Origin of the sequence: Nocardia stercoris (assembly GCF_003696265.1) — a bacterium.
GTDB lineage: Bacteria > Actinomycetota > Actinomycetes > Mycobacteriales > Mycobacteriaceae > Nocardia > Nocardia stercoris.
The window spans coordinates 150,503-164,186 of sequence record NZ_RFFH01000012.1; the positions used below are offsets into that span (position 1 = coordinate 150,503).

The following is a 13,684-nucleotide window of genomic DNA, read 5'->3' on the forward strand; positions in this document are numbered from 1 at the left end:
TTCGCGGCCTGTGGCACACCTCGGTGCCGGTCCGTTCCGGCACTCGAGGGGCCGGGTACGTATGGTGTCGCCGAGGTCCCGGTCGGGACCGCGAGCAGGCACATCCACGGGAGGTTGTCATGACCCGGCGACGGATACCCCGCCCCGCCGAACTCGCTCCGCTGGTGCGGCTGCGGCGCCCGTCGCTGAGCCGGTCGGCGAAGCTCGAACGGGCGCAGACCATCTGGGACCTGCGCGAGCTGGCGCGCAAGCGGACGCCGGCGGTGGCTTTCGACTACACCGACGGTGCGGCGGACGGCGAGATCGGTCTGCGGCGGGCGCGGGAAGCGTTCGCGGACTTGGAGTTCCGGCCGTCGATTCTGTGCGATGTGGCCGACACCGATACCTCGGCGACGGTGCTCGGGAAAGTATCGCGGCTGCCGGTGGGGATCGCGCCGACCGGGTTCACCCGGATGATGCACACCGACGGGGAGGTCGGCGGCGCCCGGGCGGCCGCGCGGGCGGGGATTCCGTTCGCGCTGTCCACCATGGGCACCACCGGGATCGAGGAGCTGGCCGCCGCCACCGGGCCGGCGGCGCGAAACTGGTTCCAGCTGTACATGACTACCGACCGGGACCGGTCGATCGCGCTGATCGACCGGGCCGCCGCGTCCGGCTTCGACACCCTGCTGGTCACGGTCGACGTGCCGGTGTCCGGTGCCCGGCTGCGGGACCTGCGCAACGGCATGACGGTGCCGCCGTCGCTCACCTGGAAGGGCGCGCTGGACGCCACCCGCAAACCCGGCTGGTGGTTCGACTTCCTCACCACCGAACCACTGGCCTTCGCCACCCTCGACCGCTGGCCCGGCACCGTCGCCACCCTGCTGGACAGCATGTTCGACCCCACCGTCACCTACGAAGACCTGGCCTGGATCCGCGACCGCTGGCCCGGCAAGCTGGTCGTGAAGGGCGTACAGACCCTGGCCGACGCCCGCCGCCTCGCCGACACCGGCGCCGACGGCATCGTGCTGTCCAATCACGGTGGGCGCCAACTGGATCGGGCCCCGGTCCCACTGCATCTGCTACCGGCCGTGGCCCGCGAGGTCGGCCGTGACCTGGAGATCGTGCTCGACACCGGCATCATGCACGGCGCCGACATCGTCGCCGCCCTCGCCCTCGGCGCCCGCTTCACCCTCGTCGGCCGCGCCTACCTCTACGGCCTGATGGCCGGCGGCGAAGCCGGCGCCGACCGCGCGATCGACATCCTGCGCACCCAACTGATCCGCACGATGAAACTGCTCGGCGTCAGCAGCGTCGCCGAACTCACCCCCGACCACGTCCGCCTGCTCCACCGCTTCCGGGAGGACTGAATCGCGCGGCGGCCCGCCGCTTGCGGGTTGTCACGTCTAGCGGGCCGAGCGCATCAGCTCGACAGCTTCGATCATCGAGTATCGCTCGGCGAGGATGTCGAAGGCCTCGGCGACCGACACAGCCGGACGGTGATACCGGGTCAGCATGGTGGTGAACGCTTGGCAGGCAATGCTCGGCGAGACCGCTACGGTATTCGCCGCGAAGTGCCCCGGAGTGCTGACCGTCATATGGGCAGGCAGGCAATCGTGTGGAAAGTCTTTCAGATTGCTGGTGACAACGGTGTCTGCTCCGCCGATCAAGGCTGCTGCGACAACATGTTCGTCATCCGGATCGGGGAGTTGAAATGTTCCCTCCAGGGGCTCCCAGTCCAGGACGATGGCATCGTCGAATGCTGTCCGCATCGCGCTGACGAGGCGGCGTGATCGGGCCGCAGCCGCTGTCTGATTCATTCCGCGACGGGTTAGCTTGGCTTCCTCATGGAATTCGAGTTCATCCAGAATACGGTTCGACCACAGCGGCCGGTACAGCCCTTGAGTGGCGAGCGACAGGAGGAAATCGCGTTGTAAGCTCTGCCAGAGAACACAGGTATCCAGCAGTGCCGCAAACACATTCCCCCCTAGTTCGGTCGGCCCTTTCGGCGTTCCTCGATAGCCTTGCGTGCCTCCCGGAGGCTCTGCAGCGTCTCCTCGATGTCCTCGTCGTCGATATCCGCAGATGTGGCGGCCAGAGCCTCGAATTGACGCTGCCGGCGTGCCTCCCGATAGTCGAGTACGTCGTCCAGTCGTAGGCGGTGGCGGTTGCCTACACGGTCAGCGGGTAACTCGCCCTTCTCGATCAGTCGCTTGACGGTCGGGCGGCTGACACCCAGGAGGTCTGCCGCCTGCTGGGAGGTCAGGGTCAGGCTGTGTGGGGCGACAGTGACGGCCTTGCCGGCCAGTAGGGCGGCGACGACTTGCTTGAGTGCCTGGTGTACCTCTTCGGGCAGTTCGATGCGATCGTGTTCGTCGATGCCGACCAGAGCGTAGCTGGGCTTGGCGGCGGTGCCCCACTGCCGTTCGTGGGCCTCCAGAAAGCTCATGACCGGAGCGAGCTGGTCCGTGTTGTCGGGGAGGAAGGTCCGCTCCTCGATCGGTCGCGCGGCCATTGCCACCCTCCTCGCACTATTCGAACGAAGTGAATTAGGTTTCGATTCGTTCGAATAGTGTCACATCTTTCTCGCGATGTCCAGGTGGAACCGCCCAGGGGTGCCGTAGCGAAGCTGCGGTAGCCCTGGGCGCGAACCTGCAGGTTGCGGCGTCAGCGGCGGTCGGCTGGATCGGTTACAGGTCCACGACGAGACCGTCTCCGTGGCAACGGGATACGCATGCCAGGGTTCGGCCGTCGGCGTGTTCCTCCGGGGTGAGGACGGTGTCGCGGTGGTCGGGGTGGCCGTCGAGGACGCGCAGCACGCAGGTGCGGCAGAAGCCCTGGCGGCAGGAGTAGGGCTGGTTCGGGCGGGCGCGCAAGAGGGCGGTGAGCATCGTCTCGTCGGCGGCGACGTCGATCTGTTCGCCGGTCGCGGCCAGGGTGACGGTGAACGGGGAGCCGTCGACGACCGGGGCGGGGGAGAAGCGTTCGGAGTGGAACTCGATGCCGTCGGCCGTGCGGAGCGCGTCGAGGACGGCGGCCGTCATGGGGGTCGGACCGCAGCAGTAGACCGCGGTGCCGCGCTCGACACCGGCGAGCAGGTCCGCGGCGGCCGGGATGCCGTGTTCGTCGTCGGTGCGGATCGTGACGCGGTCGCCGTATGCGGCCAGCTCGTCGCGGAACGGGAGGGCGGCGCGGGTGCGGCCGCAGTAGACCAGCGTCCACGGGACGGCGAGGCGGTCGGCGGCGCGCACCATGGTCAGGATCGGGGTGATGCCGATCCCGCCGGCGACGAAATGCAGTCGGCGCGTGGTGGATCCGGTGGCCGCGAACGGGAAGGCGTTGCGCGGGCCGCGCAGTGCCACCTGGGTGCCGATCGGGAGCGCGTCGTGCACCTCCACTGAACCGCCGCTGCCGTCGGGTATGCGGCGCACCGCGATTCGGTACCGAGAGCGGTCGGCCGGATCACCACACAGCGAATATTGGCTGACCCGACCCGACGGCAGCTCGAGATCGATGTGCGCCCCCGGCTGCCACAGCGGCAGCGCGCCACCGTCGGGTGACTCGAAGGTCACGCTCACCACGTCGTCGTCGGCCGCGACCGGCGTGCGGGCGGTGACGACCGCCGGGAAACGAATACCGTTCGCGGCGAGGTCGAGTCGCTTGCGGCTCAGCCGCGCCGACCACGCCATCTTCGCCGTGGCCACCGCGTCCAGCACTCGCGTGGTGGGGTCGTGGCGGTGCTTGCCGTACAGGTCCGGTGGCACCGCGACGGGAATCTCGATCCGGCTCATCGCCGCGCCGCCCGCGCCGCGGGCGAGGCGGCCAGGTAGGCGACCGCCTGTTCGGTCGAGCCGACCCGGTTCGGTGAATACCACGGATCGAAGGTCGACAGTGCGCTGATCAGCAGCGCCGGAATGCCGGGCAGCGCCCCACGCCACATGGCGCCCAGCACCTTCCAGATCAGCTTCGGATATCCCATCGCCGGTAGCGCCGGGTCCTGGCTGATCAGGAACTTGGTGCCGCGCAGGATCAGGGTGAGCAGGATCGGGATCACCATCAACATCATCAGGGCCCGGCGGAAATATCCGGCACCGAAGTAGACGGCCACGTCGTGGGCCACGTTCCGGTGCTCGACCTCCTCGGCGCCGTGCCAGCGGAACAGGTCCAGCATCGCCGGATCCGCGCCGTGCCGTTCCAGATCGGTGTTCAGGATCCAGTCGCCCAGCCAGGCGAAGAAGTGCTCGAGACTGGCGATGAAGGCCAGCCGCTCGACCAGCCGGTTCTCCACGGCCTTCGCGGTACCCTCCCGGCGCCCCGCGGTATTGCGGAACACGTACTCCATCTGCGCTACATACGGTGCGGGATCGATCTGTTGCGCCTGGAACACCTGGTCCAGGACCAGATGATGGGTCTCTGCGTGCATCGACTCCTGGCCGATGAAGCCGAGCATGTCCTCGCGGAGCCGGTCGTCTTTCACGTACGGCAGCGCCTCGTGGTAGGTCGCGCAGAACATGCGTTCCCCCTCGGGCAGCAGCAGATTCAGCGAGTTGATCACGTGCGAGGCGACCGGTTCGGTGGGCATCCACCGCAACGGGGTTGCGGCCCAGTCGAATCGGACATCGCGTGCCTGCAGGGCGACGCGGGCGGACGGTTCGGTCGATCGGCGAAGCTTCATCGGTACTCCTAGGCGGAAATCGTGGCGGCGGTGCCGGCGCGCAGGAAACGACCGGTGCCCCAGGCGGTTCCGAGTCCGTCGGCGAAGGTCCCGTCGCGGAAAACCCGGCGGCCGCCGACGACCGTGGCCACGACGGCGTCGTCACTGCGGTTGACCATTCGGTTCAGACCGAACTCCGGCAGCGCCGCCTCGTGCAGTTCGTGCACCGAGCTGTCGAGCCCGGCCGGATCGAGCACCAGCAGGTCGGCGCGGTCGCCTTCGCGCAGGTGACCGGCGTCGATGCGATACCAGTCGGCGAGCTCACCGGTCAGCCGGTGCACGGCCCGCTCGGGGGTGAGGAACGGTTTACCGGCCTCCTGGGCGCGCACCACCCGTTCCAGCAGCCGCACCGGATAGTTGTAGAAGGCCATGTTCCGCAGATGCGCGCCCGCGTCGCCGAAGCCCATCTGCACGCCGCTGCTGGCGGCCAGCTTGTCCAGGTATTTCGGCCGGTCGTTGGCGATCGTGGTGCGCCAGCGCAGTTTCGGGCCGTGCTCGACCACCAGGTCCAGGTAGGCGTCGACCGGGTGCAGGCCGCGGTCCGCGCCGACCCCTCCGATGGAGCGGCCGACCACGGATTCGTCCGGGCAGGCGACGATCTCGGCGTCGAAGAAGTCGCGGTGCCAGATGCGCGGGCTGAACTTGTCGTCGTACTGCTTGCGGAACCAGCGCCGGTAGGTCTCGTCGCGGAGCAGTTCGTTGCGCTCGACCTGGTCTTTCAGGTGCAGCGCGGCCGCACCGGCGCCGAACTCCTCGAACACCACCAGGTCGATGCCGTCGGCGTACACGGTGAACGGCACCGGCAGGTGCTGCCAGCGGAAGTCGGTGCGGGCGAAGCGGTTCAGCAGCGGCGCCACGCACAGCATGAAGAACACCAGCGGCGGGTAGGCCTTGGAGTCGGCGGCCGACAGCAGCGAGGTGCGCAGCTTGTCCCGGCCGAATCCGGAGCTGGCCAGGAAGAACTTGGCGATGTTCGGGCGCAGGTTCACCGTCGGCGCGCTCTGCAGGATGCGTTTGCGCCGGCGCAGCACCCGGTTCAGCGCCCGCACCTCCTTGCCTCGCGCGTACGTGGAAGGTAGTGAGCGCGAACGGTATTCGGTGCCGTCGATCTTGTCGAGCGGGTTGGACATGGACGACAGTCCGAGGAACCCGGCGTCGATCGCCTCGTCGAGCAGCGTCCGCATCCGCGCGATCTCGGCAGCGGAGGGCTTGGTGTCGCGGGTGACCGCGCGGCCCAGCCCCAGCACATGGGTGCGTAGATCCGAATGATCCAGGAACGTGGCGATATTCGGGCCCAGTGGCAGTTCGTCGAGCGCCTTCGCGTACTCGGCGGGACTCGACCAGGTGCGGGCGCGGTCCAGCGCGTCGTGCACCGCGTGCCGCGGCACGGCCTCGACCCGGCTGAAGATGTCGGCACAGTCGTCGTTGGAGGCGAGGATCGTCGACAGCGAACAGTTGCCGACGACCACGGTGGTGACACCGTGCCGCAGCGACTCCGACAGTTCCGGCTTCACCAGCAGTTCGGCGTCGTAATGCGTGTGCACGTCGACGAATCCGGGCAGCACCCACTTGCCGGCGGCGTCGATCACCTCGGTATCGGGCCCGGCCGGCAGCGGATCGGGCGACACCCGGACCACGACACCGTCGGTGATGCCGAGATTGCGGTGCACGGGCTTCGCGCCGGTTCCGTCGAACCAGAGGCCGCCGGTGACGATGAGGTCGAAATCGGGCATGGCAGAACTACTTTCCGCTGAACGTGGAATGCGTGGCGATGAACGTCTCGGCGAGCCCGGCGATCGCGGCCGGGTCGGAGAACGGCAGCCAGTGCCCGCGCGGCAGATCGTGACGGACCAGATCGCTGGTCCACCGGGCATATTCGGCGTAACCGGCGGGGCGGACCGCGATATCGCGCGTACTGACGACCAACTGCACCGGGACCGTGGTGGTGCGCTCGCGGGGGCCGGCCAGGCGCGGCACGATATTGGCCCGGTAGAACCGCAGCCCGGAGATCATGTCCCGGCGCAGCGTGTCGGCGACGTGGACCTGCTCGGGACGGGTGCCTTCCACCAAGCGCAGGAACAACTTCCACACCCGCGGCGACCCGGCGAGCCGGAAGAACAGGTCCGGCAGCCACGGCAGCATGAAGAACGCGGTATAGGCCGAGGACAGCGCCTGGGCGAGGGTGTGCCACAGGGCGCGCGGCGACGGTTGCCGCAGCGGGGTACGCAGGAACCGAGCCAGGTGGTCGAGATTCGGGCCGGAGATCGAGGTGAACGAGCGTACGTACTCGTCGGCGCCCGGCTCGCAGACCGCCTCCCAGATCTGCACCGAACCCCAGTCGTGGGCGATCACGTGCACCGGCTCCTCGGGGCTGACGTGCTCGACGACGGCGAAGAAGTCGGTGGCCAGGCGGTCGAGCCGGTAGGCGGCCACCTCGCGCGGCGCGCTGGACTCGCCGTAGCCGCGGGTGTCGTAGGCGAACACCCGGAAGTGTTCGGCCAGCAGCGGGATCACCCCGTCCCAGAGGTGGTGGGTGTCGGGCCAGCCGTGCACCAGTACCACCGGTACACCGTCTGGGCGGCCGTACTCGAAGACCGCCAGTTCGATCTCGCCGTTACGGACTCTGTGGATGTGGTCCGGCACCGGGGGTGCGGGGAGTCGATTGTCAGGGTGACCCGGCATCGGGAGTCCTTCCGACGCGCTGCGCCGCGCGTAGTACTCGGGGTTCCAATTTTCGGTACTCGAGGTACCGAGGACGAGTGTCGCGGTATCGTCGGGGGCATGTCAACCCCTCCGGTACGCCGCCCCACGCACCGCCCGGCCGGCGTCCGGGCTGCCGGTAAGCTGCTGAAGAATGTCGGCGACGGCGGGAAGAGCGGGGCGAAATCGATGGCGGCGGGGCGGTCGAATCCGCAGGTGCTCTCCCGAGACGACGTCGTGCGCGGCGCGGTCCGCGTCATCGGCCGCGACGGGCCGCACGCCACCATGAGCGCCATCGCGGCCGAGGTGGGTATCGCGAAACCGCGGCTGTACCGCATGTTCGAGGACAAGTCCGATCTCGACCGGGCGGTCGCCGAATGGCTGCTCGACGAGATCTACCGGGCCGTCGCACCCGACCTGTCGCTGATGATGCGGCCGCGCCGCGACACCGTCCACCGCTTCCTCGCCGCCGGCGCGGAGGTGATCCTGGCCCACCCCAATGTGTTCCGCTTCATCGCGATCACCCAGAGCGTCTCAACCGGCGAGTCCGCCGCCCGTCCGCTCGACATCGGCCGCCGCATGTCCGCCGATCTCGCCGACCACTGCCGCACCATCTTCGCCGCGGTCGGCCTCGACACCTCCGGCATCGATCACCTCGCCCGCGGCGTCGTCGGCTTCGTCGTCTCGGTCATCGACCTCTGGCTCGACAGCCCCGGCCCCTTCGACCCCGCCGACACCCGTGCCGCCGTCGACCGCACCACCGACTCGGTCTGTGACCTTCTCGACGGCTTCCTGCGCCGCAAGGGTGTCGTGTCCGACCCCGACCGCCCGATCGTGGAGACGCTGGCCGAGATCTCTCAGATGACCCGGCCCTGAGCTCGTCGGCGCGCACCCGGGCAGGCTCGGCCGTCGTCGCGCCGCGGCGTGAAACTCGTTCCTACTCCGTGTCTGTCAACGGGAGGCGGCGGACGATGGCGCCGGCCTTCGGGGCGTGGTTCGGCAGGCGGTCGGCCAGCGAGTCCAGGGCGGCGCGAATGGTGGCCGCGTCCTGGGTCAGGGTGGGGGGCAACGGTTTGCGGGTGAGGTAGTCGATTTCGGTGAGCAGGCGGCCGATCTCGTAGTCGGCGTTGATGTCGAGCAGGTTCAGCAGTGGGGCGAGGTACTGGTGGCCGCCGAGACGGTAGCCGGCGCCGAGGAGCGCGGCCCCGACCTTGGGTTCCGAGCCGTGGGCGACGATCAGCTGGTCGACCTGGGGGAGGATCGCCGGGTCGCCGATGTGGCCGAGGGAGAAGGCGGCGTAGGAGCGGACGGGGTACATCTCGCGGTCGTCGTTGACGACCTCCGCCAGCGTCTCGGCCACGCCGGGGCCTTGATAGAAGCCGAGCGCTTCGGCGGCGGACGCGCGCACGATCCAGGAGCCGTCGCTGCGGACGAGGGTGAGCAGCCGAGGCAGCGCCGGCGCGTACTGCAGCGGGCCGAACCCCTCGACGGCCTCGTTGCGGACCATCTCGTCCGAGTCGGCGAGCAGCGGCAGCAGAGCCGCACCCGTTGTCTCCGGTCGGGTCGCGCCGACCTTCGCCGCCGTGCGTGCCGCCGCCGCCCGCACGCCGATGTCGGAGTCGGCGAGCAGGGGCAATACCTCGGGCAGGCACGCCGGGTCCGGTTGCAGCGCCGTGTCGTTCAGTGCCCGGATCCGTGCGGCCGGGTCCGGTGCCTGCAGCGCCGTGTGTAGCGCGTCGTGATTGTCCGACATGTCGAGAACCGTATCTGGTGGCGTGTCGAGATCCGGAGCACCCGGGCCGATGGGGGCCGCGGCCGCCGATCAGCCCAGCGGGTACTGGCTCGGCGTGTTGCCGGTACCGGGGGTGCCCGCGTGCATGCCCAAGCCGATCAGGTCGGTGACGGTGGTGACGACCGCTTGTCCGATGCCGAGCAGGTCCGAGCCGATCATGCCGAAGGTGGTGCCGACCATTGCCGTTTCCTTCCGTCGCATTTCGAGTCCGATACCCCAGGGTCGCACAGCCGGACCGCTGGTCTCGGTGGAACATGGTGAACGGCAGGGTGATTCGCTGGTATTGCGGCAATTGCCAGGTGTGCTGCGCGTCGGCCTCGGTCCACGCGTGGCGCGGACGCCGGGTACCCGGGGTTGCCGGGCGCCTCGGATCGGGCGACGATTCGGTATACCCGTGCGTGGCTGCCGTAAACCCGCGGTGCGCGGCCGTCCGCGTCGGGCGGGCGGAGCCCGGTGGCGTTGTGCCTGCACCCGGCGCCTTCCGCGCGCGCGGTGACCTCTCTGGGCAGGTGGCACTGTGGGGTACCCCCCGTTGTGAATGGGCTTGCATGGTCGTGCATAATCATTTGCAAGCGCGACCCGCCGGGGGAGCGGAGGCCGCGCTCCGCCCGAGCCCTGCTCGCGCCGGACACCGACACGCACAACCGCACGAACCCACGAGGAGCACACCATGGCCGACCGCGTCGTACTCGCCTACTCCGGCGGGCTGGACACCTCCGTCGCCATCAGCTGGATCGGCAAGGAGACCGGCGCCGAGGTGGTCGCGGTCGCGATCGACCTGGGTCAGGGCGGCGAGGACATGAACGTGGTGCGCCAGCGCGCCCTCGACTGCGGCGCCGTCGAGGCCGTCGTCGTCGACGCCCGGGACGAGTTCGCCGACGAGTACTGCCTGCCCACCGTGCAGGCCAACGCCCTCTACCAGGGCCAGTACCCGCTGGTCTCGGCCATCAGCCGCCCCCTGATCGTCAAGCACCTCGTCGAGGCCGCCAAGTTCCACGGCGCCACCACCGTCGCGCACGGCTGCACCGGTAAGGGCAACGACCAGGTCCGCTTCGAGGTCGGCATCGGCGCCCTCGCCCCCGACCTGAACGTCATCGCGCCGGTCCGCGACTACGCCTGGACCCGCGAGAAGGCCATCGCCTTCGCCGAGGAGAACAAGCTCCCGATCAACGTCTCCAAGAAGTCCCCGTTCTCCATCGACCAGAACGTGTGGGGCCGCGCGGTCGAGACCGGGTTTCTCGAGGACCTGTGGAACGCGCCGACCAAGGACGTCTACGACTACACCGTCGACCCGACCGTCAACTTCGAGGCGCCCGACGAGCTCATCATCACCTTCGACAAGGGTGTCCCGGTCGCCATCGACGGCCGCCCGGTCAGCGTGCTCGAGGCCATCGTCGAACTGAACCGCCGGGCGGGCCGCCAGGGCGTCGGCCGCCTCGACATGGTCGAGGACCGGCTCGTCGGCATCAAGAGCCGCGAGATCTACGAGGCGCCGGGCGCGCTCACCCTGATCGCCGCCCACCAGGCCCTGGAGAACGTCACTCTCGAGCGCGAGCTGGGCCGCTACAAGCGCCAGGTCGAGCAGCGCTGGGGCGAGCTGGCCTACGACGGCCTGTGGTTCTCCCCGCTCAAGCGCGCGCTGGACGCGTTCGTGCAGGACACCCAGGAGCACGTCTCCGGCGACATCCGCCTGGTGCTGCACGGCGGCAACGTCGTGGTCAACGGCCGCCGCAGCAACGAGTCGCTCTACGACTTCAACCTCGCCACCTACGACGAGGGCGACAGCTTCGACCAGTCGCTGGCCAAGGGCTTCGTCCAGATCCACGGCCTGTCGTCGAAGGTCGCCGCCCGCCGGGACCTGAACCAGAAGTAAGAGATCGGGGACGTCGGCCGCTGCCCGTCCCGAGGTGCCGGCCTGGCCGGGGTTAGATTGGTGACGACTGATCTCGTGCGGGCCGGGTAACTCGTCGGGTACGCCCACATTTGGTTCGGCATCCACCGTCGGCACGGGTCGACACCTTGCGGGCGGCACTGTGCCGCCCGCAAAAGCCCGGAGAGGCGGGGAGTGCGCGCCATGCGTGAGGACGGCGACAGCTGGGATGTCACCGAGAGCGTCGGGATGACGGCGGTCGGGGTGGCGGCCATGCGCGCTGCCGAGACCGCCCGGCCCGACGCCCTGTTCCAGGACCCGTACGCGGAGAAGCTGGTGGCCGCCGTCGGGTCCGGGTGGGCGAAGCTCATGAGCGGCGAGGTCACCGTCGACGACGCCGACCAGGCCCGGATGTACGGGATGGCCAGCTTCATGACCGCCCGGACGGTGTATTTCGACGAGTACTTCGCGGCGACCTCGGCGGCCGGGATCCGGCAGGTGGTGATCCTGGCCGCCGGTCTGGACGCTCGTGCCTACCGGCTCGAATGGCCTTCCGGCACAGTCGTCTACGAGCTGGATCAGCCGAAGGTGCTGGCGTTCAAGGCCGCCGCGCTGGCCGACGACGAGCCCGCCGCGGATCTGCGGGAGATCGCCGTCGACTTGCGCGAGGACTGGCCGAAAGCTTTGCGGGACAAGGGTTTCGATCCAGTGAACCCGACTGCCTGGCTGGCCGAAGGACTGCTGCGCTACTTGCCCGCCGATGCGCAGGACCGCCTGCTCGCCGACATCGACGCGCTGAGCGCACCGGGCTCGCGGGTGGCGATCAACACGTGGAGCGGTGTGCGCGCGGAGAACTCGGAATTGCGCGCCGCGCGCGAGGAGATGCTCGCGAAGGCCGGGCTGACGATCGACGTGGAGAACCTCTGGTACGACGAGGACGACCGCACCCCGCCCGTGGCGTGGTTCGCCGCCCACGGGTGGCAGGTCGAGACCACCGACAGCCGGACGCTGCTCGCCGCGCACGGCCGCGAGGTCCCCGACATCGCGGACACGGAACTGCTGCGCCACACCCTGATGACCGCCACCCGACCGTAATCCCCACCGACACGACACATCCGAGGAGACAGCACCCATGACCCAGGCCGGCGGCACCAACGAAGGCGCGCTCTGGGGTGGACGTTTCGCGTCCGGCCCGGCCGCGGCGATGGCCGCGCTGAGCAAGTCGACCCACTTCGACTGGGCGCTGGCGCCGTACGACATCCGCGCCTCGAAAGCCCATGCCCGCGTGCTGCACAAGGCCGGGCTGCTCACCGACGGTGACCTGGACGGCATGCTGACCGCGCTGGACGCGCTGGCCGTCGACGTCGCCTCCGGCGCGTTCGGTCCCGCCGAATCCGACGAGGACGTGCACGGTGCGCTGGAACGCGGCCTGATCGAGCGCGCCGGTACCGAACTGGGTGGCCGGCTGCGGGCCGGGCGGTCCCGCAACGACCAGGTGGCGACGCTGTTCCGGATGTGGTTGCGCGACGGGGTGCGCCGAGTCGCGGCGGGCGTGCTGGACGTGGTCGACGCGCTGGTCGCACAGGCCGCCGCGCACCCGGACGCGGTGATGCCGGGCAAGACCCACCTGCAGGCCGCGCAGCCGGTGCTGCTGGCCCACCAGCTGCTCGCGCACGCGCACCCGCTGCTGCGGGATGTGCAGCGGCTGCAGGACTTCGACAAGCGGGCCGCGGTGTCACCGTACGGTTCCGGTGCGCTGGCCGGTTCGTCGCTGGGCCTGGACCCGGAGGCGATCGCCGCCGAACTCGCCTTCGACGCGTCGGCCGCCAACTCGATCGACGCCACCTCCGCGCGTGACTTCGCCGCCGAGGCCGCGTTCGTACTGGCCATGATCGCGGTCGACCTGTCCCGGTTCGCCGAAGAGGTGATCCTGTGGAGCACACCGGAATTCGGTTACGTCACGCTGTCGGACTCGTGGTCCACCGGGTCGTCGATCATGCCGCAGAAGAAGAACCCGGACGTCTCCGAGCTGACCCGCGGTAAGGCCGGCCGCCTGATCGGCAACCTGACCGGTCTACTGGCCACGCTCAAGGCACAGCCGCTGGCCTACAACCGGGACCTGCAGGAGGACAAGGAACCACTGTTCGACTCGGTGGCCCAGCTGGAAATGCTGCTCCCCGCGTTCGCCGGCCAGACCGCCACCCTCACCTTCCACACCGACCGCATGGCCGAATTGGCGCCCGCCGGTTACACCCTCGCCACCGACATCGCGGAATGGATGGTGCGCCAAGGTGTTCCGTTCCGGGTCGCGCACGAAGCGGCGGGCGCGTGCGTGCGGGCCGCCGAGGCGCGCGGTGTGGGCCTGGACGAACTCACCGACGCCGAATTCGCCGCCGTCGACCCGGCTCTCACCCCCGCGGTGCGCGAGGTGCTGACGGTCCAGGGCTCGATCGCCTCCCGGAACTCGCGCGGCGGCACCGCCGGCGTGCGCGTCGCCGAGCAGCTCGACGAGGTGCGTGCCGCCGCGGCCCAGGCCCGGACCTGGGTGAAATAGCCTGCGCCACACAGCCGGCCGGGGCGTCCACACCAGGGCCGGGGCGTCCGGGCTCGCTCCGGTGAGCTCGCGCGC

13 protein-coding genes are annotated in these 13,684 nt (G+C 69.5%); 5 read left to right on the plus strand and 8 right to left on the minus strand.

The window, feature by feature from the left end:
- Window positions 1–119 precede the first annotated feature (119 nt).
- On the plus strand, window positions 120–1,349 hold the full coding sequence (locus EBN03_RS24320) for an alpha-hydroxy acid oxidase (RefSeq protein ID WP_122190435.1): 1,230 nt from the start codon (window positions 120–122) through the stop codon (window positions 1,347–1,349).
- Between the two features lie 36 nt (window positions 1,350–1,385).
- On the opposite strand, the gene EBN03_RS24325 is transcribed toward EBN03_RS24320, so the two are convergent.
- From EBN03_RS24325 to EBN03_RS24350, 6 genes are all read right to left on the minus strand, one after another.
- Entirely contained in the window at window positions 1,386–1,958 is a 573-nt protein-coding gene (locus EBN03_RS24325; protein WP_122190436.1) for a PIN domain-containing protein, read from the minus strand.
- Window positions 1,959–1,966: 8 nt separating this feature from the next.
- Window positions 1,967–2,494 (minus strand): helix-turn-helix domain-containing protein, encoded by a 528-nt coding sequence (locus EBN03_RS24330; RefSeq protein ID WP_122190437.1) that lies wholly within the window; start codon window positions 2,492–2,494, stop codon window positions 1,967–1,969.
- 175 nt (window positions 2,495–2,669) lie between these two features.
- Window positions 2,670–3,770, minus strand: a complete 1,101-nt coding sequence (locus EBN03_RS24335) for a PDR/VanB family oxidoreductase (protein ID WP_122190488.1) — start codon at window positions 3,768–3,770, stop codon at window positions 2,670–2,672.
- Window positions 3,767–4,654: a metal-dependent hydrolase gene (locus EBN03_RS24340; RefSeq protein WP_122190438.1), complete on the minus strand. Its 888-nt coding sequence runs from the start codon at window positions 4,652–4,654 to the stop codon at window positions 3,767–3,769. Before EBN03_RS24340 ends, EBN03_RS24335 begins: the two co-directional genes overlap by 4 nt.
- Window positions 4,655–4,662: 8 nt before the next feature.
- On the minus strand, window positions 4,663–6,426 hold the full coding sequence (locus EBN03_RS24345) for an N-acyl-D-amino-acid deacylase family protein (RefSeq protein WP_122190439.1): 1,764 nt from the start codon (window positions 6,424–6,426) through the stop codon (window positions 4,663–4,665).
- Window positions 6,427–6,433: 7 nt separating this feature from the next.
- Window positions 6,434–7,375 (minus strand): alpha/beta fold hydrolase, encoded by a 942-nt coding sequence (locus tag EBN03_RS24350; RefSeq protein WP_122190440.1) that lies wholly within the window; start codon window positions 7,373–7,375, stop codon window positions 6,434–6,436.
- 99 nt (window positions 7,376–7,474) lie between these two features.
- On the opposite strand from EBN03_RS24350, the gene EBN03_RS24355 reads away from it, so the two are divergent.
- Window positions 7,475–8,269 carry a TetR/AcrR family transcriptional regulator gene (locus tag EBN03_RS24355; RefSeq protein WP_122190441.1) on the plus strand — a complete coding sequence of 265 codons (795 nt, stop codon included), beginning with the start codon at window positions 7,475–7,477 and terminating at the stop codon, window positions 8,267–8,269.
- Window positions 8,270–8,330: 61 nt separating this feature from the next.
- Here EBN03_RS24355 and EBN03_RS24360 read toward each other — a convergent pair whose 3' ends face one another.
- Entirely contained in the window at window positions 8,331–9,146 is an 816-nt protein-coding gene (locus tag EBN03_RS24360; RefSeq protein ID WP_122190442.1) for a HEAT repeat domain-containing protein, read from the minus strand.
- Between the two features lie 69 nt (window positions 9,147–9,215).
- Complete coding sequence (locus tag EBN03_RS34295; RefSeq protein ID WP_158675730.1) at window positions 9,216–9,365, minus strand: hypothetical protein; 150 nt, start codon at window positions 9,363–9,365, stop codon at window positions 9,216–9,218.
- Between the two features lie 490 nt (window positions 9,366–9,855).
- Here EBN03_RS34295 and EBN03_RS24365 point away from each other — a divergent pair, with 490 nt between their 5' ends.
- The 3 genes from EBN03_RS24365 to argH all read left to right on the plus strand — a co-directional run bounded on the left by EBN03_RS24365 (window position 9,856) and on the right by argH (window position 13,609).
- The gene (locus EBN03_RS24365; protein ID WP_122190443.1) at window positions 9,856–11,058 is read left to right on the plus strand and encodes an argininosuccinate synthase; all 1,203 of its coding nucleotides are present in this window, start codon (window positions 9,856–9,858) and stop codon (window positions 11,056–11,058) included.
- 201 nt (window positions 11,059–11,259) lie between these two features.
- The gene (locus EBN03_RS24370; RefSeq protein ID WP_122190444.1) at window positions 11,260–12,150 is read left to right on the plus strand and encodes a class I SAM-dependent methyltransferase; all 891 of its coding nucleotides are present in this window, start codon (window positions 11,260–11,262) and stop codon (window positions 12,148–12,150) included.
- Window positions 12,151–12,187: 37 nt separating this feature from the next.
- Window positions 12,188–13,609, plus strand: coding sequence for an argininosuccinate lyase (gene argH / locus EBN03_RS24375; RefSeq protein WP_122190445.1), 1,422 nt, complete (start codon window positions 12,188–12,190; stop codon window positions 13,607–13,609).
- The last annotated feature ends 75 nt before the right edge of the window (window positions 13,610–13,684 follow it).